The sequence below is a fragment of the Exiguobacterium acetylicum genome, from assembly GCF_022170825.1.
In the GTDB taxonomy this organism is placed as follows: Bacteria; Bacillota; Bacilli; order Exiguobacteriales; family Exiguobacteriaceae; genus Exiguobacterium_A; species Exiguobacterium_A acetylicum_B.
In genome coordinates this window covers 2,935,001-2,955,992 of the sequence record NZ_CP081878.1, presented here as the reverse complement: position 1 = coordinate 2,955,992, position 20,992 = coordinate 2,935,001, and the positions used below count along the sequence as shown (strand labels likewise).

Genomic DNA, 20,992 nt, shown 5'->3' with positions numbered 1-20,992 from the left:
TACTATAAATTCAGTTTCAAGCATTTCAGAAGGAATTGCAACTAATGTCCGTTAAGATAGGAAGAAAATACAAAAGAGCAGAGATATGTCTTGTTTGTGAATCTACGAGCAACTGACTTGAAATGACATACCTAACAGGGTATATTAAGTGGCAGATAGAAATTCAAGGAGGAATCATCAGATGAAAACGATCATCGTAGGTGGCGTCGCTGGTGGCGCTACGGCAGCAGCACGATTGCGTCGGATTGACGAAACGGCAGAAATCATTTTGCTTGAACGGGGAAAAGAGATTTCGTTCGCGAACTGTGGACTGCCTTACTATATCGGAGATGTCATCAAAGATCGCAATAAATTACTCGTCCAAACGCCAGAAGGCATGCATGCACGGTTTAATTTAGATGTTCGTAATTTGTCGGAAGCGATTCGCATCAACCGTAAAGCGAAGACAATCACGATCCGCAATGTCGAAACAGGTGAAGAATACGATGAATCGTACGATCATCTAATTCTTTCTCCAGGTGCGAAACCGATTCGTCCGAACATTCCGGGACTGAGTGATGCAACGAACGTCTTTACGTTACGGAACATCCCGGATACGGACCGGATGCGAGAATACGTTGATACGACTCGTCCGGATACAGCACTTGTCATCGGTGGTGGTTTCATTGGTCTCGAGATGGCAGAAAATCTCGCTGAACGGGGAGCACACGTCACCCTCGTCGAGATGGCGGATCAAGTCATGGCTCCGATCGACCCGGAAATGGCGGCGATCGTTCATGAACATCTTCGGGCGAAAGGTGTCGAGTTGATTCTAGAAGATGGCGTTGCTCGTTTTGAAGAAGCTGGTCGTCGTGTCGTCCTGACAAGCGGACGCGTGATCGATACAGAGATGAATATCCTGTCGATTGGTGTCGCACCAGAAAGTACGTTAGCCGCAGATGCTGGTCTAACGCTCGGAATCAAACAGACGATTCAAGTCGACGATCAACTGCGGACATCCGATCCATCGATCTTTGCGATTGGTGACGCGATCGAAGTCAAAGACTTCATCACGAAGGAAGCGACGCATGTGCCACTCGCGTGGCCGGCGAACCGGCAAGGTCGTCTTGTTGCCGATATCATTGCTGGACGTGACGTCCGGTACAACGGCACACTCGGAACAGCAGTAGCAAAAGTCTTCGACTTGACGGTTGCTTCGACAGGTAACAATGAGAAACGGTTGCGTCAGCTCGGTCTGCGTTATGAAGCGGTGCACCTCCATCCGGGATCGCATGCGGGGTACTACCCAGGGGCAAGTCCGATTTCGATGAAGTTACTGTTTGATCCAATTGAAGGAACGATCTACGGAGCACAGGCAATCGGCATGACAGGCGTTGAAAAACGAATCGACGTCCTCGCGACAGCAATCAAAGGTGGATTGACGGTTCTCGATTTACCAGATCTCGAATTATCGTACGCACCACCGTATAGTTCAGCAAAAGATCCGGTCAATATGGCAGGATATATCGCATCGAACATCGTTCTTGGTGACAGTGCGAATGTTCATTGGCATGAAATTGATGCGATCGTTGCGAACGGTGGTTTGTTACTTGACGTCCGTGAACCTTCAGAAAACGAGTTAGGCGCGATTCCTGGATCGGTCAATATCTCGTTACCGACTTTACGTGAGAAGTTGGATGATCTGCCGAAGGATCAAACGATTTATGTGACGTGCCAAGTCGGATTACGTGGATATGTTGCGAGTCAACTGTTGCAACAACACGGTTATGAAGTGAAGAACTTAAGCGGCGGCTACAAAACATGGTCAGTCGTCCATCGTGATCAAGAAGCACGAAGCCAAGCGAAGGAGGAGACAGCTGTGACGGTAACGAAACGTGAACCAGAAACGAAGACTGCACCGGAACAAGTGACGCTGCTCGATACGTGCGGCTTACAGTGCCCTGGTCCAATCTTAGAGCTGAAAACAAAAATCGATCAGATGACGGACGGCGAGCAAATTTTCGTCAAGGCGTCTGATCCTGGTTTCTTGCCAGACGTTCAAGCATGGGCGAAAAAACTAGGTCACACGGTCCATTCAGCGGAAATGAATCAAGGAGTTGTCGAGGTCTTGCTTGAAAAAGGACAAGGGGAGACACCTGCTGTAGCACCTGTTCAGGTTAATCCGGCGGATGATGCGACGATGGTCGTCTTCAGTGGCGATCTCGATAAAGCACTTGCCTCTTTCGTCATCGCGCAAGGTGCACAGGCGATGGGGAAACAAGTGACGATGTTCTTTACGTTCTGGGGTTTGAACGTCATTCGAAAACCAGATGCACCAGCAGTCGAAAAAGCAGGCATCGAACGAATGATGGGCATGATGATGCCGAAACATGCGGGAGAGTTACCACTCTCGAACATGAACATGGCAGGAGCCGGTCAAAAGATGATGAAAAAAGTCATGAAGGATAAACAAGTCGATGCGCTCGAGACGATGATGGCAAAAGCGCAAGCAGCGGGTGTCCGAATGATCGCTTGCACGATGTCGATGGACATCATGGGTATTAAGAAGGAAGAACTTCTCGATGATATTGATTATGGTGGTGTCGCGAGTTACCTTGGTGCAACGGATGGCTCTAATTTGAATCTGTTCATCTAATCTAAAAAATTATTTATGTGAACGTGCTAAACCTAACATCCGATGTGAGGTTTAGCACGTTTTTTGTGGTTTGAAGTATAGATGAGTTTGATTTTTCAAAAAAAATTGCGTATGATAATTCACATGTGAAAAAAGTTTACATCTAAAAAGAGAAACTATGTGGTGGAAGTGGAGGGAATCGGATGGAGAAGCAGGTAATGGATGTAGTCAATAGAATCAGTGACACGTTATGGACGAACGTACTGATTATCTTACTCGTCGGATTAGGCATTTATTTTACATTCCGGATGCGGTTCGTTCAATTTCGGATGATACCGGAGATGTTACGTTTACTGTTCCAAGGAACGGATAAAGGGAAAGATGGCGTGTCACCGTTCCAAGCATTCGCAATCAGTACGGCAGCACGTGTCGGTACTGGTAATATCGCGGGCGTCGCGACAGCAATCGCACTCGGTGGACCAGGAGCGGTCTTCTGGATGTGGTTGATCGCCTTGATCGGCTCGGCATCGGCGTTCGTTGAAAGTACACTCGCGCAGATCTACAAGGTGCGAGATGATAAGGCATGGCGTGGGGGCCCTGCCTATTATATGGAGAAAGCACTCGGTCAACGTTGGTTAGGGGTCTTATTCAGTATTTTGATTACGATCTCATTCGGATTTGTCTTCAATTCCGTTCAATCGAATACGATCTCGCTTTCACTTCAAAATCAATATGGCTTTGATAAGACATGGATTACGGTCGGACTAGTCGTGCTGACGGCACTTGTCATCTTTGGTGGCGTCCGTAGTATCGCAACCGTCGCGTCGTTCCTCGTACCGATCATGGCCGGTGGTTATATCCTAATCGCGCTCTATATCATGGCGACGAATCTTGAAGTCTTACCAAGTATTTTTAAATTGATCTTCCAAGAAGGTCTGTTCGAGTTCAAGACACTAGCAGGTGGTGCGGTAGGAGCAGCACTCTTGAACGGTATTCGCCGCGGTTTATTCTCGAACGAAGCTGGTATGGGTTCAGCACCGAACGCAGCGGCAACAGCGGAAGTCTCTCACCCGGTCAAGCAAGGATTGATTCAATCGTTTGCGGTCTTCGTTGATACGTTGATGGTCTGTTCGGCGACAGCGATGATTGTTCTCGTCAGTGGAGTGGCAACAAAAGATGCAAGTGGTCAACCGGTAGCCGGGATCGACTTAGCACAAGGTGCTCTCGCATCACAAGTTGGATCACTCGCGACAGGATTCATGGTCGTCGCGATTTTCCTCTTTGCTTTTAGTTCCGTCGTTGGAAACTACTACTACGGTGAATCGAATATCAACTTCATCCGTGAAAATAAACAAGTTTTGTTGGCATATCGTGTACTCGTTCTCGTCATGATCGTCTTCGGTTCACTCGTTGAATCGGCGAATCTCGTGTGGGCGTTAGCAGATATCTTCATGGGACTGATGGCGATCGTTAACTTGTATGCGATCTTCCGTCTCTCGAAAATCGCGAAACTTGCGCTCGAAGATTATGTCGGGCAACGAAAAGCTGGAAAAGAGCCACGATTCTATGCGGACTCGATTCCGAACTTGCCAGGGAAAGATACGCTTGAAGCATGGCAAGAATCAGAAAAAGACGAAAAAGCGATCTAAGGAAAGGGAGTCAGAGAAATCTGGCTCTTTTTTTGTATAGAACGAATTTAAAAAGGGAATACAGAGTACAGAAGGGAGGGGGAGAATGGAAAACGTACATTTCGTCCGCGTCACGGATGCGGTCTGGGAGTCGTTCGGAAACGATCCCCACATCATCATGGACTGGATTTTATTCATTCATGAGACGCAACCCGATCATGAACAATTGTTCGCCCTCGAACAGACGAATGCCATCTATCATTTGATGAATCAAATCGATATCTATATTGATCAAGACACGCATTACAATCTGGGACGAGCAATCGTTGGCGAAGAGTTAATCGTTAATGAGGAGAAAGCGGCGATTGTCGGCATTCTTCCCTTGCCACTCCTCATCATCTCGGCTGAGGTGATGCGAAATTTCGATCAACGGGCACTCGCTTCGATTCATGATGAAGCCGGAACACCGGGCGAATTCGAGGATGTCTGGGAACAGTTCGCCGATTTACGCGCCTATTTTCAAAAGGCAGAAGAAGCGGAAGATACGATTTTAATTTATTATGTCTGATCAGCTAAAATCATAAAAAAGAGACCCGCTTCCAAGTCGTAGACTGGAAACGGGTCTCTCGTCGTTCATATGAATCAAGACGACTTCATATGGAAGACGTTCTCTTTTACGTGAATCGTCAGATTAAAAATCGATTTCGTCCGGATCCGGTCCGAGGCGGACATCCGTTGCCAGACGGTCAATTTTCTCAAGATCATCGGCATCGAGTTGGAAATCAAAGACGTCGAAGTTTTCCGCAATGCGTTCTGGTGTAACGGATTTTGGAAGAGCGACGATGCCGTTGTCGAGATGCCAACGTAAGACGACTTGTGAAGGTGTCTTGCCGTGCTTCTCTGCGATTTCCTTGAAGTCGTTGATTTCGAGGAATTTCCCTTGCATGAGTGGGCTCCATGCTTCGACTTGGATGTTGTGATCTTGCAAGTATTCGTGCAGTTCGTGTTGCGGCAATTGTGGATGCAACTCGACTTGGTTGATCATCGGTGCCATCAAGCCCTCTTCTGCCAATGTATCGAGGTGATGTTCCTTGAAGTTCGAGACACCGATCGCCTTGATCTTGCCTGCTTCATACAGTTCAACCATTGCTTTCCACGCTTCGATATAGCCTTCGACCGGCCAGTGGATCAGGTAGAGATCAAGATAATCTGTTTCAAGACGTTCGAGCGATTCTGCGAATGCTTCCTTCGTCCGACCGGCACGAATGTCATCGTTCCAGACTTTTGACGTTAAGAAGAGATCCTCACGTTTCACGCCGCTTTCCTTGATTCCTTTTGCGACACCGCGCTCGTTTTTGTAGACAGCAGCTGTATCGATGTGACGATATCCGACGCGTAATGCTTCAGCGACAGCAGCAGGTGCTTCTGTCTCTTCATCTACTTGCCAGACACCGAATCCGATTTGGGGAATCGTAATACCATTCGAAAGTTTTGCGTATTGCATGTGTTACTCCTCCTCATAAAACGTAGTTTTAGATTTGCTCGTTTAGTTTAGCATGAACGAACGAAGACGTCCGTTTCCATGCTCATGGAGGAATGAAGTAAGGTAAAATAGAAAGGAAACATGAGATTTAACCGCGTGTTAGAAAAGGGGGAGAGAAGATGGCTCAAAAGAATAAAAAGCTATCTAAATGTACTTGGCTTAGTATTGGTGCCTTATTAGTAACGCAAGCAGTAGGTCTGTTTCTCAGTGCTCGAAAATCAGGACGTAATCCATGGGTTTGGGGAGGAGCTGGACTTGTTCAATTCCCGCTTCCGGCAATCGCCTATTTGATCTTAGAAAGACAAGCAAAGCAGAAAAAATAATGAAACAGGTCCAATCATGACGATTGGACCTGTTGTCGATTAAGAAGAAATTTTTTCTTGCTTCGTCGCTGTCTTCTTCATGCGTGGCAATCCGAAGAAGATGGCGATTGATCCACAGACGAAGAGAAGGAACGGGTAGAACAGATACGGAATCAGTTCAGGAGAAGCCGTCTTCGTCAACTCCGCTGCAATCAACAGCTGTGCGCCATACGGGATGATGCCTTGAATACCACAAGAGAAGATATCGAGAATACTCGCTGATTTCTTACGATCAACTTCATACGTATCGGCAATCTCAGCTGCCAGTGGTCCAGCGACAAGAATCGAGATCGTATTGTTTGCCGTCGCAAGATTTGTTGCGCTGACGAGTGCTGCCATACTGAATTCGGCACCGCGACGCTGTGAAATCTTGCGTGTCAGCGTCTCTTTTAAGAAAGCAATTCCACCGTTGAACGTAATCAAGCTGACGAGACCACCCATGAGGAGTGTCAAAATTGAGATCTCCGCCATACCCATCATTCCTTCAGACATCGAGAGGACGAAGCCACTCAAGCCGAAACTCCCATTGATTATGCCGATGATGCCAGTGAGTAACGTACCACCAATTAAGACAAGGATGACATTGACGCCAAATAGTGCAAGGACGATGACAGCAAGATATGGAATCAACTTATAGAACTCGAATGCTTTTGCTTCGACGACGTCCCCAGAACCGGAAACGAAAGCGAGCAAGATGATCGTCAAAATAGCAGCCGGTAGGACGATCATGAAGTTCGTCCGGAACTTATCGCGCATGTTCGTTTTTTGTGTTCGAACGGCAGCGATCGTCGTATCCGAGATGAACGACAAGTTATCACCGAACATCGATCCACCAACGACAGCAGCTGCTGCGATGGCAACATTGATGCCTGTCGCTTCATGAATACCGAAAGCGATTGGCGCGAGTGCAGCAATCGTTCCAGTAGAGGTTCCCATTGCCATTGAGATGAACGCGGCGATGATGAACAGACCACTCATGAGGAGCGAGGGAGGTAAAAACGTCAAAGCAGCATTAACAGTTGCGTCAATCGCGCCGATCGCTTCTGCTGTACCAGAAAACGTACCGGCTAATAAGAAGATGAAGACCATGATCATGATATCAGGATTCCCGGCACCGGTCGCAATTCGTTCGACGGTCTGGTTGATACTCCCTTTCGTCGTGATTGCAGCAAAGATCAAAGCGATCAAAGCAGCGATAAGAATCGGGAATTTGTAAAAGTCGTCATAAAAGATTCCGGCACCGATAAAGAGGACTAGGAATACGACGAGAGGAAGCAGTGCCCATTTGTTAGGCGTGATCGTTTCATTCATTGTTGACACCTCGTTTCTCAAAGATACAAAAAAAGACCCCTTCGCAAGAAAGAAGGAGGTCTTTATAAAATAAAGACGCTCTTCTTATCTCTCAAGCTTTCGCTTGCTGGATTTGGCACAGTACGAATCAAATCGTCCGCTGCCGAAACATCATTGGGCCAGTCCCTCCGTTTCTCGCGATAAAAAGAAGTCATTCAATTGTTGTAAAACACGTTTCTTACCGTACCGCATTGAGTAACGCGTGTCAACTGTACTTTACTGAAGTGCTTTTTTCAATGTCTGAACGTTTTCTTCCATCAACTTGAAATAAGAGCTGTTTTGTTGCGCTTTCGTGACCGACTCTAGATTATGAATCGTCACGGATTCAGCTCCGATTTCTTTTTGAATGACACGGGCAACTTTCGGAGAGACGGTCTCTTCAAAAGCAACGTATTTCAAATCATGCATCCGTGCCTCCTTGACTAAAGCAGCCAATTGTTTTTGAGACGGTTCATCGGAAGGCGAAATTCCGGCGATCGGAAGCTGCGTGAAACCATATCGTTCTGCGAGGTAACCGTAAGCAGCATGCGTAACGAGAAGCTCTTTTTTCGAGCCATCAGTAACAGCTTGCTTGAATTGTTCGTCCAATTCATTTGCTTGCTGATCGAAGGCTTTCAAGTTTTTCTCGAACGTTGCTTTATCCTTTGGTACTTCTTTTGATAAAGCAGTTGTGATCGAACGCGCCATTGCTTTTGCGTTTACAGGATCGAGCCAGACGTGTGGATCGTATTTTCCGTGGTCGTGTCCTTCTTCTTCATGAGCATGCTCATCTGTTGCGTGATCATCGTGCCCTTCTTCTTCGTGAGCGTGCTCGTCTTCTGTATGCCCCTCCTCTTCATGTGTATGAAGCGTAGCATCCGATTCTAGCAAGTTGACGTTTTTACTCGTCTCAATGAAGCGGACGTCCGTGCCTTTTAAGCTCTCCTGGATTTTTTTTGAGTATGGCTCGAGTGTCGTACCGGTCAAAAGGAACAAGTCTCCTTTAGCAATCTCAGTGAGTTGCTTCGATGTCGGTTCATAAGAGTGTGGATCTGCTCCAGGTGGGACGATCATCTTGACATTGACTTGATTACCACCGATTTCACGAGCGATGGCAGCTGTCGCGAATGTTGATGCGTAGACTTCTGTTTGTTTGTTATCTGAAGTTGATGAATCGGTATTCGATCCGCAAGCCGCGAGGACACTTGCACTCGCAAATGCGACTGTTAAAGCAGGAATGATTTTTTTCATTATATGATACCTCCATTATTAAAACGTAACTATTCCGATTTGGACTTTCTCACTATAGCGGAACGTTGAGGAAGCGTCAAGTAGGAATACCAAGACGTTCGACTTCTTTTAAAACTGGGTAAAAGGATAATAAAGTGAAGAAACTGGTACGTCTTTTGGAGGTGATCAAGTGAAACGTGAAACTGCATGGCTAATGGGGGGGGCTGCATTACTAACGACGGCAGCGGCGGGAGCGAGCATCTGGAACAATTATGGTGCGTTACTTCGGTGGACCGAACCCGCCTTGCCACTCACAGAAAAACAACTTGCACCGCGGACGCTCGCCTATAAACAGGTGGGGGACTGCACCTTACAACTCGATCTCTATTATCCGCCGGGGGAAGGACCGTTTCCAGTCGCAATCTACGCACACGGTGGAGCATTCGTTCGTGGAGCGCGCGAGGACATGTTCTGCTTTAGCCCAATCGTTGATCGCCTACTTGAACTCGGAGTAGCCGTCTGTAGTATCGATTATCGTTTGTTCGAAGAGGGTAGTTATTTTCCGGATAACTTGGAGGATGTACGGGATGCATTATGCTTTTTGAACAAGGAAGCAGAGGATCTTCGTATTCTAAGAGGACGGATGATGGTATGGGGAGACTCAGCCGGAGCTGCACTCATGCTGACGACGGCACTTGCCCCAACTGCGTTCGTCGGTGAGCGCGATGAGCGACACATGCCATTGATCAGTGGTGTCATCGCTTTATACCCGCCGACGAACTTTTTATTGTTTAATTTCATTCAGACTTGGATCGCTCACATTAAGTTTTATAAAGGCGGACGGGAAGAGTGGCGCAAGCTCATGACCCACGTTTCACCTGTGACGCATCTCTCGTCAGACGCCCCACCGATCATGCTCTTGCATGGAAAAAAAGATCCAATCGTTCCATTTTCGCAAGCGCTCCATTTCGTTGAGAAAGGAGCCGATGTCGGAGCCGATGTTCGTCTGTTTTCTTTTCCGAACGGGACCCACTCGCTTGCTAGTTTTGCGCAGACCGAAAATCCATTGAAGATTGAGCGACTGCTCGAACGAATTGAACGCTTCACCTGTCAGGTGTTGTTGTTGCCACCGCGACAACTCTCAAATGAAAAACATGATACAATCAGTCATATTTCTTGAATGAAGGAGACAGAGACATGACTGAAATTTGTTTAGTGCGGCATGGTCAGACAGATTGGAATTTAAATGAACGGATCCAAGGAAGAGAAGATATTCCATTAAATGCAACAGGAAGAAGACAAGCGGAGCTCAGCGCCGCTTATCTAGCGAATGAGAAGTGGGATGTCTTGTTAGCGAGTCCGCTATCGCGTGCGGTTGAGACAGCGGAAATCATCGGTCGTGCTGTTGGTTTAGCGATCACGGCGACAGATGACCGACTCGTTGAACGCGAGTTCGGTGCAGCGTCTGGTGAACTGGTCGCAGCGATTTATGAAGCGGTTCAAGCGAACGATACGAACCTCGTTCCGGGTCTCGAAACGGAACAAGCGATTCAGGACCGTGTGTTCGAAGCGTTACAAGAAGTGACGCAAGTGCATGAGGGGAAGCGCATCTTAATCGTTTGTCATTCGCATACGATCAAGGCAGCCTTATCATCGATTGATGAGACGTTTAGTTACCGGACACCTTTAAAAAACGCGTGTGCGAATTATATCCAATATACGGATCACTATACGATCGACCGAATCAATGTAGCGGATCATATCACGGATGAGGTTGAAAAACCTTAAGAAATCGGTGCTTCCGGATGTTCTGCTAAATACTGTTTGAATGTTTCCTTCGCAATGCTCGTAATGTGTGCGCCACGTTTTGAACGACGATCCTTGTATTCCTGTACGAGCTCCTCGCCGGCGAATCCGTCCTCGACGACTTCGCGTAGGATCGATTCAGATAAATCATTTTTCATCATGACCATCTTACCGGTGAAGACATACGAGACGTGTTCGCTTAGGGCAGTCCGTTCAAGAGGCGTGACGATCATCGCGGCAGGGTCATTATCAGGTCGTGAGATCGTAATTTCAATCAAAGCACGTAAATGTTTTGTGAATAATTCATCGACGATCGGCTGATCCGTCGGAGGAACAACGATTTCTGCGACCCACTGTGCCGTCTGTTCAGTACTAACCGTCAATCCGTCCTGAATGGCGACAGGAATCGTTGTATCGCGCCCGGACTCATCCATTAAAATGCGTAATGTGCATAATTTAAAGGTTTTCATGAAAAAAATGCCCTCCCTTGATCGCTTACGATTTTTCTACAGTATAACGTGCGGAATGTGGGACGGGAAACTTTTCCTGACGAAATTCGTATGAACTATGTTTAAATAAGACTAGATACTACTAACAGGAGGATCGTTCATTATGCCGCAAGTACTCATTGGAATATTAGGAATCCTGGGTATCGTCCTGCTTGCCCACCATATCATCATGTATTGGCATGCTGAACCGACAGACCGCCCGTCGCTTGCATATCGCATTGCGCTCCTGATTGCCTGTTTGCTACTCATTAGTGGAAGTGATCATTTAATCAGTATTTTTTACGCGGATTCCTTAGCTGAATTCGGTCAACGCATAACGTATATCGTCTTCATCGGAGGTGCGCTCGGCTTCGCGTGGTACTTTCGTAAGAAGATGGAACAAGCGCCAACAGAAATGACACCTGTCGGAAACGAAGCAGGATTGACATGAGAAAAAGCGCCGTTCATCCTGAGGGAGGAAGAACGGCGCTTTTTGGCGTCTTATTTTAACCCACTTGCTAGGCGCGTATCCCGAATCATGTCGAGTTTGAGTTTCCAGAGACGATCGCTGAATGTGACAGCATAGATCTCTGGCAAACGCAGCCGTTTGTATTCTTCCCACAGACGTCCGATCTGTGTTTCGTGGAAGTGCCGGCTCTCTTCGATTGTTGGAACCGTGTAGATCAACTCGCCGTCTTTAAAGATTGGTTCAAGCAACCGTTCGACCTTGAACTGCTCGACGCGGTTACGGAACGACGGATCCCGGACATCTATTAAATCAACAGCATCAAGCGTCGATGGATCTTCATCCATCAACGTGACGTAATCGCCTTTGAACTTATCCGTCACTGGGTCGATGATGCGGTAGACTTCTTTGATGTGAGGCGTCGTCGTCTTGGCTTTTGACGAGGATACTTTGATGACGGGTGCGAGCTCGCCATCGACTTCACGCGCGACCAGTTTATAGACCATTCCGAGGGCTGGTTGTTCGTAGGCCGTTATGCCACGTGTTCCGACGAGGAACGTGTTGGCTTGGGCGCCTTGGATCCGTAAGTCTTGGATGACATATTCATCGAGGTCACCCGACAAGACGATGTCGACTTCCGGGAAGCCGGCCTCGTCAAGCATGTTGCGGGCACGTTTTGACAAGTAGGATAAGTCACCAGAGTCGATGCGGATGCCACGGAGTTTGTGTCCTTTTGCTTGCAACTCTTTCGCGACCGTGATGGCATTCGGAAGACCACTCTTGAGCGTATCGTACGTATCGACGAGTAATGTCGCTTGATCCGGATAATGGGAAGCGAACGTTCGGAATGCTGTCAATTCGTCATCATGGAATTGAATGTCGGCATGCTCCATCGTTCCACCACACGGAATGCCGAAGTCACGGCCTGCTGAAGCAAGGCTTGTGACGTCAAAACCAGCGAGGTACGACGCGCGTGTTCCGAAATAAGCGGCATCGATCCCTTGGGCGCGACGGGCACCTGCTTCTAGGAACTTCGCACGGGGAGCCGATTGACGAATGCGTGCGTATTTCGTAGCGATGAGCGACTCGTGATTCGCGATGTTCAAAATTGCGGTTTGTAGGAGTTTCGCTTCAAAGATTCGCGCTTCGATCCGGATCAATGGCTCGTTTGGGAAGACGATCTCGCCTTCTTTGACACTTGAAATCGAACCGTTGAACTTGAACTGACGGAGTTCATCCTTGAATTCATCCGGAAAACCAATCATCTCTTGCAAGTACGTGATGTCTTCTTCCGTGAAACGGAGTGTTTGGATGTACTCGATGATATTCTCAAGACCTGCAAAGACGACATATCCGCCTGCGAACGGATTTGAACGATAATAGACATCAAAGACGGCACGTTCGTTATGACGTCCTTCTTTCCAGTAGATATACATCCATCGCGGTAAGTATAGATCAGTATGGAGTGCAAGATTACGTTGTAACATGACGGACAGATCCCTTCTTATTCGCCGACGACTTCTGCGCCGATCGATTGTTTAAAGTGTGTGAGAGCCCAGTCGTGACCTGTCGCGTTAAAGCTTGCGACAGCATCCGCATGGACGACGATACGATATCCGAGATTGTAGGCATCAACAGCTGTATGCAGGACACAGATGTCCGTACAGACGCCGACGAGGTGGACTTCGCGGATACCGCGTTCACGCAAGCGTAGATCGAGGTCCGTCCCAGCGAACGCACTATAGCGCGTCTTGTCGATGACGTGATCGGCGACCCGTGCCATGGCAGCGACTTTCCCGAAAAGATCACGTCCATGTGTCCCGCGGATATTGTGCGGCGGGAAAAGGACAGTCTCTGGATGGAACGTATCGCCTTCTTCGTGAATATCGTTGGCGATGACGACGTAATCCTCCGTTGAAAATTCCTCCATCAACGTAGCAATTCGATCTTCAATCGCTTGTCCTGGTTTTCCACAAGTCAGCTTTCCTTCGTCAGCAACGAAATCGATCGTGTAATCAATGACAATCAGAGCGCGCATATGCGTTAGCCCCTTTCCGATTTTGAATTAGTGTTCTCTTTCACATTGTACTCTATCTCACACAGAAGGCAAAAGGAAGAAATCGGATACAAATAGGTATAGAGAAGTAAAAGAATGGGGTATAAAGTATAGGACGAAAATGATAGTAGAGGAGGAGAAAGGGATGGCTAGGTTGAATGAATATGAAGTGGAAGAGCGCCTGGAGCGGTTGCAGGATTGGAGTGTCGTCGATGATGAAATCGTTCGGACGTACACACTGCCATCGTTTCCCGCAGCACTAGATTTCGTACAGGAAGTTGGGAGTGTTGCTGAAAACTTGAATCATCATCCACGGATTGTGATCGATTATAAAAATGTTACACTTGCGGCGACGACTCATGATGAAAACGGATTGACGGAAAAAGACTTTCAACTTGCGGAGGCCTGTGATGCCATCTAAACTTTCGATTACATTCGGTAGCGGTTCGTTCGTTGAACAAATTCGTTCCCGTGATGCTCATATTCGTGTCGCTAGCGGAAGCGGCGATGCCATCCTCTGGATGGAAACGGACTCGAAATCGCCTTTTCAAAGTGGTAATACCTACACGTTGCTCGAATCGCGTGGGAATTTTTCAAATGAAGGTAGTCTCTTCTATTGGTCGATTCCGGCAGACCAAAATAGCGGGGATCTATTCGTGCACCAAGTCATGTCGAATCCGAAAGTCATCGGAGCAGAGTATAGTGGCTTCCAGGCATTTCGGATTGGACGTGTCGAGAAAGGAACGGATCTTGCCTTATTGATTCAGTTTCACGAGACGGGGGACGGCGCCCGTTATGCAAAATCAGTTGAACGTCTTACGGTAGACCAGTATGCTGAAGAGGCAGGGAAGTCGTTCGCGCCTTCTCCCGTCATGAAACGGTATCAAATCGTACCACCAACAAATGAGTGAGATGCAGGGGGACTAACAGATGAAGAAGAACTATTTTGTCGTAGCAACACTTGGTGGCGCACTCGTCGGCGCGACTTTATCACTACTGCATAAAGATACGCGCCAAGCGCAGTTCGCAGCAGTGAAACGGACATTCAGCGGTGCAGGAACACAATTGTCTGCTGTCAAACAAGATCCAAAAGGACGTTTTGAGGAACTAAAAGCACTCTATACGGATAATCAGGAAACGATCCATAACTTGATTGACGATGTGAAGGACTTGGCAGAAGTGCTTCGCAAATAAGACTAAAAAGGGACTCGCGCTTTGTAGCGGAGTCCCTTTTTGATGGCGTTTTACAAATAGCGGAAGAATAATCCGAGTACAGCAAACGCGATGATGATATAGAAGAAGATCCGACCGAATTGACCAGAGCCACTTACGAAGACAGGTCCACCGCTCGTACGACGACCCGTTTGGAACGGACGTGTGAATGGAACAGCACGATTACCGAAGACGAATCCGAAGAGGAATCCGAGGACGAAACCGTACAAGTGACCAAAAACAGCGACGTTCGACCCAAGTAACGTAAAGACTGCTGTGACCGCAGTGAAGATATACACAAGACGTGTATCATCTGCCATGATGACCGTCCGCTTGAATCGACTCAAGTAGACATAAAAACCAAGCAAACCAAGAATGGCACCAGATGCTCCAGCTTGTCCATAAAACGGTTCATTGATTTTCGTGAAGTACGTCAAGATATTCGCCAGTGTACCAACGAGCAAGTAAAAGGCAGCAAATCGACCATGACCAATCATTCGCTCGAGTGGTGGAGCAAAGATGACAAGGGCAAACGTATTGAATGCAATGTGCCAAAAATCGTAATGCAAGAAAGTTGCCGTGACGACACGCCACCATTCACCTTGTTCGATTAAGAGATTGATGGATGCCCCTGCACTTAGAGGAGAGAATGTCAGATTAAGGAGCACACCTAACTGTTCGATGACAAACAGGGCGACTTGGATTAAAATGAACAACGAAACGACCGGATAAGAACGTGTGAACGTTTGTAGGTTTTCCGTTCGACTAAACATGACAACACCTCGCTTCTTCTTCATTCTATATGAAGATGGCGAAGAATAGAACTGTGGAGGCGCCTCGGATGATTTATGGAATTGGAATCGATTTGGTGGAACTGAATCGAATCGAGCAAACGCTCGAGCGACAACCACGTTTTGCGGGAAGAATCTTAACGCAGGCAGAGCAGGAGCGGTTTCAATCGCTCTTAGGACACCGCCGTATCGAGTACCTCGCTGGACGCTTCGCCGCAAAAGAAGCATTCGTCAAGGCATTCGGAACCGGCGTTGGAAAAGAAGTCTCCTGGCAGGACGTCGAAGTCTTAAACGATGAGACGGGAAGACCAATCATGACTGGACCGTTCGATGGCGTCATCCACGTCTCGATCACACATTCTGAGCACTATGCGTCTGCGCAAGTCTTATTAGAGAAGAGGGAATGGGATGTACCGACCAACTTGGATTGAAATCGATCGGGAAGCGATCGCACATAATATACGCGAAATTAAACAACGAATGGGCGAGCAACAGGTGATGGCGGTCGTCAAAGCGGACGGCTATGGTCACGGGGCAGTGACAGTCGCTGAGATTGCTTTAGATAATGGAGCCGACTTACTCGCTGTTGCGCTTCTTGAAGAGGCAATCGAGTTGCGGGAAGCAGGCATCCAAGCGCCGATCCTGATGCTTGAAGCCTTACTGCCGGAGCATGCGCCCGTCGCTTCGAATTATGACGTCGCTGTTCCCGTCTTCTCAGCGGAGTGGCTACGGGAAGCAAAACAGCATTTGACGGAAATTGATCATCTTCGCTTGCATATCAAAGTCGATACGGGAATGGGTCGACTCGGACTACAACATGTCGATGAATTGAAGCAAATCCTTACTGAATGTGATGATGATCTGATTGAACTCGAAGGAATCTATACGCATTTCGCGACCGCGGATGAGCTGAACAGTCGGTTGTTCGAACGTCAGCTTGAAACGTTTTTATCTTATGTTGCACACGTACCAGACATTCGATATATCCACTGCGCGAATTCAGCGGCAGCGATTCGTCTAGCAGGTCAAGCACCGTTCAACGTCGTTCGAGTCGGCATCGCGTTATATGGTGCGTTGCCGTCTGATGAGATGGTGGGATATTATGAGTTCTTAAAACCAGCCTTTTCCCTGAAAAGCCGCTTGATGCAAGTCAAACAAGTCGAGCCGGGTCAATCGATTAGTTACGGCGCAACCTATACAGCGCCGACCGATGAATGGATCGGAACTGTTCCAATCGGTTATGCGGATGGCTGGTCACGCAAGTTCCAAGGTTATTCACTGATCGTAGACGGTCTACCGTGTGAAATCGTCGGACGTGTTTGTATGGATCGACTCATGATTCGTTTACCAAGAGAATATCCGACTGGGACGGAAGTCATCTTGATTGGGGAAGGTGCACCGATTGAGGAAGCAGCGCATTGGCTCGGGACGATCAACTATGAAGTTCTTTGCCAATTCTCGAAGCGTGTTCCGCGTCAATGATTCGTACAGGACATCAATAAGATGGCAAAAATATGTTATTTGTTTGAATTTTGATTGTATTTTCTGAATTCGACTGATATATTGAAGTAGAAAGTGAGTCGTTCGTTAAGGTTTCAGTGAATCTGGAGGTGCCATTATCTTGGTCCAACAACGGGAAATGCAGTTTGTTGAGCGAAATGTAGCGAAGGAGACGATTGGGATGAAGTCGAACCATACGACCGAAGAACGCAAGCGTCAGCTACGTGAGGAATTGAAGCGTGGTTACGAAGAAATGGCAGCAATCAATTTATCGATCGTAGGCGAAATGTTCCAGATTGAAACGGAGGCGGAGTTCTCACTCCTACGTCAAGTAAGCGGGGTGTAAGCTTTGATAGTCAAACGTGGCGACGTGTTTTATGCAAATTTGTCACCTGTGGTCGGATCGGAACAAGGGGGAGTTCGTCCCGTGCTTGTTCTACAAAATGATATTGGTAACCGATTCAGCCCGACAGTCATCGTGGCTGCGATCACGGCACAGATCGACAAAGCCAAACTACCGACCCATGTGGAAGTATATCGAGAGCGACACGGATTAGAACGTGATTCGGTCATCTTACTTGAGCAAATCCGGACAATTGATAAACGACGTCTAACGGATAAAGTCACACATCTAGATCCAGACACGATGATGAAAGTAAATAGTGCCGTCGCAATCAGCTTAGGCTTGGTTGATTTTTAGGCACTTACATAGAAGCGCAACACAAGAAGAGTCGATACTAGCGTATGCGACTTTTTTTGACCTCTTTTTTTATAAAATGGGTTTCAAAGTTTTCTTTACGGGGAAACATACCCAAGTGACCTTTTTATAAAGGGATGAGGTAGGATAAATAGAAAGACCACATAGACAGATTTTCCTTGAGGAGGAACTTGAAGATGGATTTAACAATTAAAACAGAGCAGCTTGACGGTCAGACGCATCTTTATATCGCAGGTGAGATTGATACGTATACGGCACCAAAGCTTCGCCAAGAATTAGTCCCAGCAGTCGAAACAAATGACGTCATTGTGCACTTGGATGAAGTTCACTATATGGATTCAACAGGTCTTGGCGTTTTCGTTGGCGCACTCAAAGCAGCGAAAAAGAACGGCACATCGTTCACGCTCGTTGGTGTTTCTGAACGAATCCGTCGCCTGTTCGAGATCACTGGTCTTTCAAGCATCATTACAATTGATAGTGGTGTACGAGGTGGTACGCAATGAAGAACGAACAACTGAACATGACATTACCGGCAAAACCGGAATATGTAGCGATTGCACGTTTGACAGTTTCAGGCGTCGCAAATCGGATGGGATACACGTATGACGACATCGAAGATATCAAAATCGCGGTCTCAGAAGCGTGCGCGAACGCTGTCCAACATGCATATGAAGGAAAAGAAGATGGTAGTATCGCATTGACATGCAACGTCTACCCTGACGATCGTCTGGAGATTGTCGTCAAAGATAACGGCATTACGTTTGATAAAGATGAGGTCAAACGCCAAAGTGAACCAATCACGGATTCACACGATCTCGATTCCTTGCATGAAGGAGGACTCGGTATCTTGATGATCGAAGCATTGATGGATCAAGTAACGATCGAGAAAGCGAACGGCGTCACTGTCCATATGACAAAATATATGAATAGAGATGAGGTGGGTCAAAGTGCCAGCAAAGTCTCAACAACGCCATCACAGTGATGATGAAGTACTTCGACTGATTGATTTGTATCAGCAAGACGACCAAGATGAGGAAGTGCATGCGGCATTACTCGAGCGTTATTCAGACTTGGTAGAAGCTTTGGCCCGGAAGTTCTCGCGTGGTCGACCGATTCATGACGATCTTGTTCAAGTCGGAATGATTGGGTTACTCGCAGCACTTCGCCGATTCGATAAGGAATTTGGTCGTAGTTTTGAATCGTTTGCTGTTCCGACGATCATCGGAGAAATCAAACGTTTCATCCGCGATAAGACATGGAGCGTCCACGTTCCACGTCGCATCAAGGAACTTGGACCAAAAATCAAAAAGGCAGTCGAGGAATTGACGACGGAGCTACAACGTTCTCCACGCATTGACGAGATTGCTGCTCGCCTTGAGGTATCAGAAGAGGAAGTCCTTGAAACACTCGAGATGGGTAAGAGCTATCAAGCTCTATCCGTCGACAGCTCGATTGAGGCAGATCAGGAAGGTAGTACCGTCACCTTGCTCGACCTCGTTGGTAACCAAGAGAATGGCTATGACTCTGTCGATCAGCGTCTGATTCTTGAAAAGGCATTTGCTGTCTTAACGGACCGCGAGCGTTCGATTCTTGAATGTGCTTATTATCGCAATATGAGCCAAAAAGAAACGGGAGAACTACTCGGCATTTCACAAATGCACGTGTCCCGTCTCCAACGACGTGCTTTGCAGAAGTTACGTGAAGCAATTAAAGTTGAACCAAATGAAGTATTCTCAAAAGACTGACCTCATGTCAGTCTTTTTTCTTTTCCATGCATTCTTCGGTATAATGAATGAGAGGTGAAGCAGATGGAAAAGAGAATCGCAAGTGAATTGAATGTACGTCCTGCTCAAGTGAAGGCAGTCTTACAATTGACGGAAGAAGGCGGTACGATTCCGTTCATCGCCCGCTACCGGAAAGAACAAACAGGTGAACTCGATGAGGTCGCGATTAAAGCGATCCTCGACCGACATAAACAATTAACACAACTTGAAAGTAGACGAAGTGACGTCCTTGAAAAAATCGAGGAACAAGGTGTACTGACGCCTGAACTCCGTCGAACGCTCGAAGAAGCGACGACGTTACAGCAAGTCGAAGATATCTACTTACCGTTTCGACCAAAACGTCGGACGAAGGCTGAAATTGCACGGGAAGCGGGGCTTGCACCACTCGCTGACTGGTTACGCGACAAGTCTGCCTATGATGAGGCAGTGTTCCAGCGTTTGAGCGGTACACTCGATTCGGAAGAAGCCCTTACCGGGGCGCAATCAATCATCACCGAGGAGTGGGGCGAACAAGCGACAGTGCGTGAGTTCATACGCAAGCAAATACGTCGTTCAGCAGAAATCGTCACGAAGCAGAAAAAGGATGCAGTTGATGAAAAAGGTGTGTTTGCACAGTATTATGCCTACAACGAACGAATTCAACAGATCGTTCCCCACCGGATTCTTGCGATCAATCGTGCCGAGTCGTTGAAAATTGTCTCGGTGAAAATCGTTTTAGAGGAGCAACAGATTTTACCAACATTACTTCGTTCCTATGCACAACTGGCGCCAAAGAAACGTGACATCGTTGAAGCGGCGATCACGACGGGGTATAAAAAGTCTGTTTTCCCTGCTATCGAACGAGAAATCCGGAACGAACTGACTGAAAAAGCAGAACTTCAGGCGATTGACGTCTTCGGTAAGAACCTCCGCCAGCTCTACATGCAGCCTCCGATGAAAGGGAAAGTCATGCTGGGACTCGATCCGGCTTACCGGACAGGTTGTAAGTGGGCGGTCATCGATCCGACAGGTGAGATGAAGGAAGTCGGTGTCATCTACGTGACGATGTCAGAGCAAAAAGCGAAAGAAGCGCGCCAAACCCTTTCAAAGCTCGTCGACACGTATGGTATTGAATTGATTGCAATTGGTAACGGTACGGCTTCCCGCGAGACGGAAGCATTCGTTGCAGACTGGATGAAAGGGCAAACGGATATCGCTTTTACGATCGTGGATGAAGCAGGCGCGAGTATTTACTCTGCGTCGGAGATTGCACGGACTGAGTTCCCGGAGCTTCAGGTCGAACAACGATCAGCGATTTCGATTGCACGTCGCCTGCAAGATCCACTTGCTGAACTCGTCAAAGTCGATCCACAATCGGTTGGTGTCGGTCAGTACCAACATGATGTCTCACAAACGAAACTGAAGGAGACACTTGATTTTGTCGTCGAAACAGTTGTCAACCAGGTTGGTGTTGATGTTAATACAG

25 protein-coding genes and 1 riboswitch (1 of these 26 only partly in view) are annotated in these 20,992 nt (G+C 47.5%); of the genes, 18 read left to right on the top strand and 7 right to left on the bottom strand.

Features of this window, described 5'->3' with window-relative positions; translation table 11 throughout:
* Nucleotides 1-181 precede the first annotated feature (181 nt).
* From K6T22_RS15395 to K6T22_RS15385, 3 genes are all read left to right on the top strand, one after another.
* Complete coding sequence (locus K6T22_RS15395) at nucleotides 182-2,635, top strand: CoA-disulfide reductase (protein ID WP_238238100.1); 2,454 nt, start codon at nucleotides 182-184, stop codon at nucleotides 2,633-2,635.
* 182 nt (nucleotides 2,636-2,817) lie between these two features.
* Nucleotides 2,818-4,263 (top strand): alanine/glycine:cation symporter family protein, encoded by a 1,446-nt coding sequence (locus tag K6T22_RS15390; RefSeq protein ID WP_238238099.1) that lies wholly within the window; start codon nucleotides 2,818-2,820, stop codon nucleotides 4,261-4,263.
* Nucleotides 4,264-4,348: 85 nt separating this feature from the next.
* The gene (locus K6T22_RS15385) at nucleotides 4,349-4,810 is read left to right on the top strand and encodes a hypothetical protein (RefSeq protein ID WP_023469641.1); all 462 of its coding nucleotides are present in this window, start codon (nucleotides 4,349-4,351) and stop codon (nucleotides 4,808-4,810) included.
* Nucleotides 4,811-4,933: 123 nt separating this feature from the next.
* Here the strand turns inward: K6T22_RS15385 and K6T22_RS15380 are convergent, their stop codons facing one another.
* Entirely contained in the window at nucleotides 4,934-5,746 is an 813-nt protein-coding gene (locus K6T22_RS15380; RefSeq protein WP_050678472.1) for an aldo/keto reductase, read from the bottom strand.
* Nucleotides 5,747-5,904: 158 nt separating this feature from the next.
* Between K6T22_RS15380 and K6T22_RS15375 the strand changes: the two genes are divergently transcribed.
* Nucleotides 5,905-6,108 (top strand): hypothetical protein, encoded by a 204-nt coding sequence (locus tag K6T22_RS15375; RefSeq protein ID WP_023469639.1) that lies wholly within the window; start codon nucleotides 5,905-5,907, stop codon nucleotides 6,106-6,108.
* A 39-nt stretch (nucleotides 6,109-6,147) separates the two neighbouring features.
* Here K6T22_RS15375 and K6T22_RS15370 read toward each other — a convergent pair whose 3' ends face one another.
* Nucleotides 6,148-7,458 carry a Na+/H+ antiporter NhaC family protein gene (locus tag K6T22_RS15370; protein ID WP_238238097.1) on the bottom strand — a complete coding sequence of 437 codons (1,311 nt, stop codon included), beginning with the start codon at nucleotides 7,456-7,458 and terminating at the stop codon, nucleotides 6,148-6,150.
* Between the two features lie 81 nt (nucleotides 7,459-7,539).
* Nucleotides 7,540-7,644, bottom strand: a riboswitch (SAM riboswitch).
* A 69-nt stretch (nucleotides 7,645-7,713) separates the two neighbouring features.
* On the bottom strand, nucleotides 7,714-8,727 hold the full coding sequence (locus tag K6T22_RS15365) for a metal ABC transporter solute-binding protein, Zn/Mn family (RefSeq protein WP_238238096.1): 1,014 nt from the start codon (nucleotides 8,725-8,727) through the stop codon (nucleotides 7,714-7,716).
* A gap of 169 nt (nucleotides 8,728-8,896) precedes the next feature.
* On the opposite strand from K6T22_RS15365, the gene K6T22_RS15360 reads away from it, so the two are divergent.
* Both K6T22_RS15360 and K6T22_RS15355 read left to right on the top strand, forming a co-directional pair.
* A complete protein-coding gene (locus K6T22_RS15360; protein WP_238238095.1) occupies nucleotides 8,897-9,886 on the top strand; it encodes an alpha/beta hydrolase in 990 nt (329 codons plus the stop codon).
* Nucleotides 9,887-9,903: 17 nt separating this feature from the next.
* The gene (locus K6T22_RS15355) at nucleotides 9,904-10,494 is read left to right on the top strand and encodes a histidine phosphatase family protein (RefSeq protein ID WP_238238094.1); all 591 of its coding nucleotides are present in this window, start codon (nucleotides 9,904-9,906) and stop codon (nucleotides 10,492-10,494) included.
* Here the strand turns inward: K6T22_RS15355 and K6T22_RS15350 are convergent.
* The gene (locus K6T22_RS15350; RefSeq protein ID WP_238238093.1) at nucleotides 10,491-10,982 is read right to left on the bottom strand and encodes a YwpF family protein; all 492 of its coding nucleotides are present in this window, start codon (nucleotides 10,980-10,982) and stop codon (nucleotides 10,491-10,493) included. The genes K6T22_RS15355 and K6T22_RS15350 overlap by 4 nt on opposite strands.
* 142 nt (nucleotides 10,983-11,124) lie before the next feature.
* On the opposite strand from K6T22_RS15350, the gene K6T22_RS15345 reads away from it, so the two are divergent.
* Nucleotides 11,125-11,451 carry a hypothetical protein gene (locus K6T22_RS15345; protein WP_238238092.1) on the top strand — a complete coding sequence of 109 codons (327 nt, stop codon included), beginning with the start codon at nucleotides 11,125-11,127 and terminating at the stop codon, nucleotides 11,449-11,451.
* 50 nt (nucleotides 11,452-11,501) lie between these two features.
* Here K6T22_RS15345 and K6T22_RS15340 read toward each other — a convergent pair whose 3' ends face one another.
* Both K6T22_RS15340 and K6T22_RS15335 read right to left on the bottom strand, forming a co-directional pair.
* Nucleotides 11,502-12,953, bottom strand: a complete 1,452-nt coding sequence (locus K6T22_RS15340) for a nicotinate phosphoribosyltransferase (RefSeq protein WP_238238091.1) — start codon at nucleotides 12,951-12,953, stop codon at nucleotides 11,502-11,504.
* 17 nt (nucleotides 12,954-12,970) lie between these two features.
* The gene (locus tag K6T22_RS15335; RefSeq protein ID WP_058705197.1) at nucleotides 12,971-13,504 is read right to left on the bottom strand and encodes a cysteine hydrolase family protein; all 534 of its coding nucleotides are present in this window, start codon (nucleotides 13,502-13,504) and stop codon (nucleotides 12,971-12,973) included.
* Nucleotides 13,505-13,667: 163 nt separating this feature from the next.
* On the opposite strand from K6T22_RS15335, the gene K6T22_RS15330 reads away from it, so the two are divergent.
* The 3 genes from K6T22_RS15330 to K6T22_RS15320 are packed head-to-tail and all read left to right on the top strand — an operon-like array spanning nucleotide 13,668 to nucleotide 14,716.
* Nucleotides 13,668-13,943 carry a 4a-hydroxytetrahydrobiopterin dehydratase gene (locus K6T22_RS15330; protein ID WP_238238090.1) on the top strand — a complete coding sequence of 92 codons (276 nt, stop codon included), beginning with the start codon at nucleotides 13,668-13,670 and terminating at the stop codon, nucleotides 13,941-13,943.
* Nucleotides 13,933-14,433: a hypothetical protein gene (locus K6T22_RS15325; protein WP_238238089.1), complete on the top strand. Its 501-nt coding sequence runs from the start codon at nucleotides 13,933-13,935 to the stop codon at nucleotides 14,431-14,433. The genes K6T22_RS15330 and K6T22_RS15325 overlap by 11 nt, the downstream gene beginning before the upstream one ends.
* A 19-nt stretch (nucleotides 14,434-14,452) precedes the next feature.
* Nucleotides 14,453-14,716, top strand: a complete 264-nt coding sequence (locus K6T22_RS15320; RefSeq protein WP_023469628.1) for a hypothetical protein — start codon at nucleotides 14,453-14,455, stop codon at nucleotides 14,714-14,716.
* A gap of 50 nt (nucleotides 14,717-14,766) precedes the next feature.
* Here K6T22_RS15320 and K6T22_RS15315 read toward each other — a convergent pair whose 3' ends face one another.
* A complete protein-coding gene (locus K6T22_RS15315) occupies nucleotides 14,767-15,507 on the bottom strand; it encodes a rhomboid family intramembrane serine protease (protein WP_238238088.1) in 741 nt (246 codons plus the stop codon).
* 68 nt (nucleotides 15,508-15,575) lie between these two features.
* On the opposite strand from K6T22_RS15315, the gene acpS reads away from it, so the two are divergent.
* The 8 genes from acpS to K6T22_RS15275 form a co-directional block, all read left to right on the top strand.
* Nucleotides 15,576-15,956 carry a holo-ACP synthase gene (acpS, locus tag K6T22_RS15310; RefSeq protein ID WP_238238087.1) on the top strand — a complete coding sequence of 127 codons (381 nt, stop codon included), beginning with the start codon at nucleotides 15,576-15,578 and terminating at the stop codon, nucleotides 15,954-15,956.
* A complete protein-coding gene (alr, locus tag K6T22_RS15305) occupies nucleotides 15,934-17,007 on the top strand; it encodes an alanine racemase (RefSeq protein ID WP_238238085.1) in 1,074 nt (357 codons plus the stop codon). Before acpS ends, alr begins: the two co-directional genes overlap by 23 nt.
* A 139-nt stretch (nucleotides 17,008-17,146) precedes the next feature.
* A complete protein-coding gene (locus tag K6T22_RS15300) occupies nucleotides 17,147-17,371 on the top strand; it encodes a hypothetical protein (protein WP_023469624.1) in 225 nt (74 codons plus the stop codon).
* A gap of 3 nt (nucleotides 17,372-17,374) precedes the next feature.
* Nucleotides 17,375-17,725: a type II toxin-antitoxin system PemK/MazF family toxin gene (locus K6T22_RS15295; protein ID WP_023469623.1), complete on the top strand. Its 351-nt coding sequence runs from the start codon at nucleotides 17,375-17,377 to the stop codon at nucleotides 17,723-17,725.
* Between the two features lie 194 nt (nucleotides 17,726-17,919).
* The gene (locus K6T22_RS15290) at nucleotides 17,920-18,246 is read left to right on the top strand and encodes an STAS domain-containing protein (RefSeq protein ID WP_029342841.1); all 327 of its coding nucleotides are present in this window, start codon (nucleotides 17,920-17,922) and stop codon (nucleotides 18,244-18,246) included.
* Nucleotides 18,243-18,725 (top strand): anti-sigma B factor RsbW, encoded by a 483-nt coding sequence (gene rsbW, locus K6T22_RS15285; RefSeq protein ID WP_050679021.1) that lies wholly within the window; start codon nucleotides 18,243-18,245, stop codon nucleotides 18,723-18,725. Before K6T22_RS15290 ends, rsbW begins: the two co-directional genes overlap by 4 nt.
* Nucleotides 18,691-19,488 (top strand): RNA polymerase sigma factor SigB, encoded by a 798-nt coding sequence (gene sigB, locus K6T22_RS15280; protein WP_023469620.1) that lies wholly within the window; start codon nucleotides 18,691-18,693, stop codon nucleotides 19,486-19,488. Before rsbW ends, sigB begins: the two co-directional genes overlap by 35 nt.
* 63 nt (nucleotides 19,489-19,551) lie before the next feature.
* On the top strand, nucleotides 19,552-20,992 hold the 5' portion of the coding sequence (locus K6T22_RS15275; protein WP_238238084.1) for a Tex family protein. It continues 680 nt past the right edge of the window; only the first 1,441 of its 2,121 coding nucleotides appear in the window; its start codon is at nucleotides 19,552-19,554; the stop codon falls past the right edge of the window.

Bases quoted from the DNA above. Each gene is read 5' to 3' on its own strand.
- alr (WP_238238085.1), top strand. From the start codon at position 15,934: ATGTACCGACCAACTTGGATTGAAATCGATCGGGAAGCGATCGCACAT.
- K6T22_RS15390 (WP_238238099.1), top strand. From the start codon at position 2,818: ATGGAGAAGCAGGTAATGGATGTAGTCAATAGAATCAGTGACACGTTA.
- K6T22_RS15315 (WP_238238088.1), bottom strand. From the start codon at position 15,507: ATGTTTAGTCGAACGGAAAACCTACAAACGTTCACACGTTCTTATCCG.
- K6T22_RS15350 (WP_238238093.1), bottom strand. From the start codon at position 10,982: ATGAAAACCTTTAAATTATGCACATTACGCATTTTAATGGATGAGTCC.
- acpS (WP_238238087.1), top strand. From the start codon at position 15,576: ATGATTTATGGAATTGGAATCGATTTGGTGGAACTGAATCGAATCGAG.
- K6T22_RS15355 (WP_238238094.1), top strand. From the start codon at position 9,904: ATGACTGAAATTTGTTTAGTGCGGCATGGTCAGACAGATTGGAATTTA.
- K6T22_RS15385 (WP_023469641.1), top strand. From the start codon at position 4,349: ATGGAAAACGTACATTTCGTCCGCGTCACGGATGCGGTCTGGGAGTCG.
- K6T22_RS15325 (WP_238238089.1), top strand. From the start codon at position 13,933: ATGCCATCTAAACTTTCGATTACATTCGGTAGCGGTTCGTTCGTTGAA.
- K6T22_RS15365 (WP_238238096.1), bottom strand. From the start codon at position 8,727: ATGAAAAAAATCATTCCTGCTTTAACAGTCGCATTTGCGAGTGCAAGT.
- K6T22_RS15345 (WP_238238092.1), top strand. From the start codon at position 11,125: ATGCCGCAAGTACTCATTGGAATATTAGGAATCCTGGGTATCGTCCTG.
- K6T22_RS15340 (WP_238238091.1), bottom strand. From the start codon at position 12,953: ATGTTACAACGTAATCTTGCACTCCATACTGATCTATACTTACCGCGA.
- K6T22_RS15395 (WP_238238100.1), top strand. From the start codon at position 182: ATGAAAACGATCATCGTAGGTGGCGTCGCTGGTGGCGCTACGGCAGCA.
- K6T22_RS15330 (WP_238238090.1), top strand. From the start codon at position 13,668: ATGGCTAGGTTGAATGAATATGAAGTGGAAGAGCGCCTGGAGCGGTTG.
- K6T22_RS15375 (WP_023469639.1), top strand. From the start codon at position 5,905: ATGGCTCAAAAGAATAAAAAGCTATCTAAATGTACTTGGCTTAGTATT.
- K6T22_RS15335 (WP_058705197.1), bottom strand. From the start codon at position 13,504: ATGCGCGCTCTGATTGTCATTGATTACACGATCGATTTCGTTGCTGAC.
- K6T22_RS15290 (WP_029342841.1), top strand. From the start codon at position 17,920: ATGGATTTAACAATTAAAACAGAGCAGCTTGACGGTCAGACGCATCTT.
- K6T22_RS15370 (WP_238238097.1), bottom strand. From the start codon at position 7,458: ATGAATGAAACGATCACGCCTAACAAATGGGCACTGCTTCCTCTCGTC.
- K6T22_RS15380 (WP_050678472.1), bottom strand. From the start codon at position 5,746: ATGCAATACGCAAAACTTTCGAATGGTATTACGATTCCCCAAATCGGA.
- rsbW (WP_050679021.1), top strand. From the start codon at position 18,243: ATGAAGAACGAACAACTGAACATGACATTACCGGCAAAACCGGAATAT.
- K6T22_RS15320 (WP_023469628.1), top strand. From the start codon at position 14,453: ATGAAGAAGAACTATTTTGTCGTAGCAACACTTGGTGGCGCACTCGTC.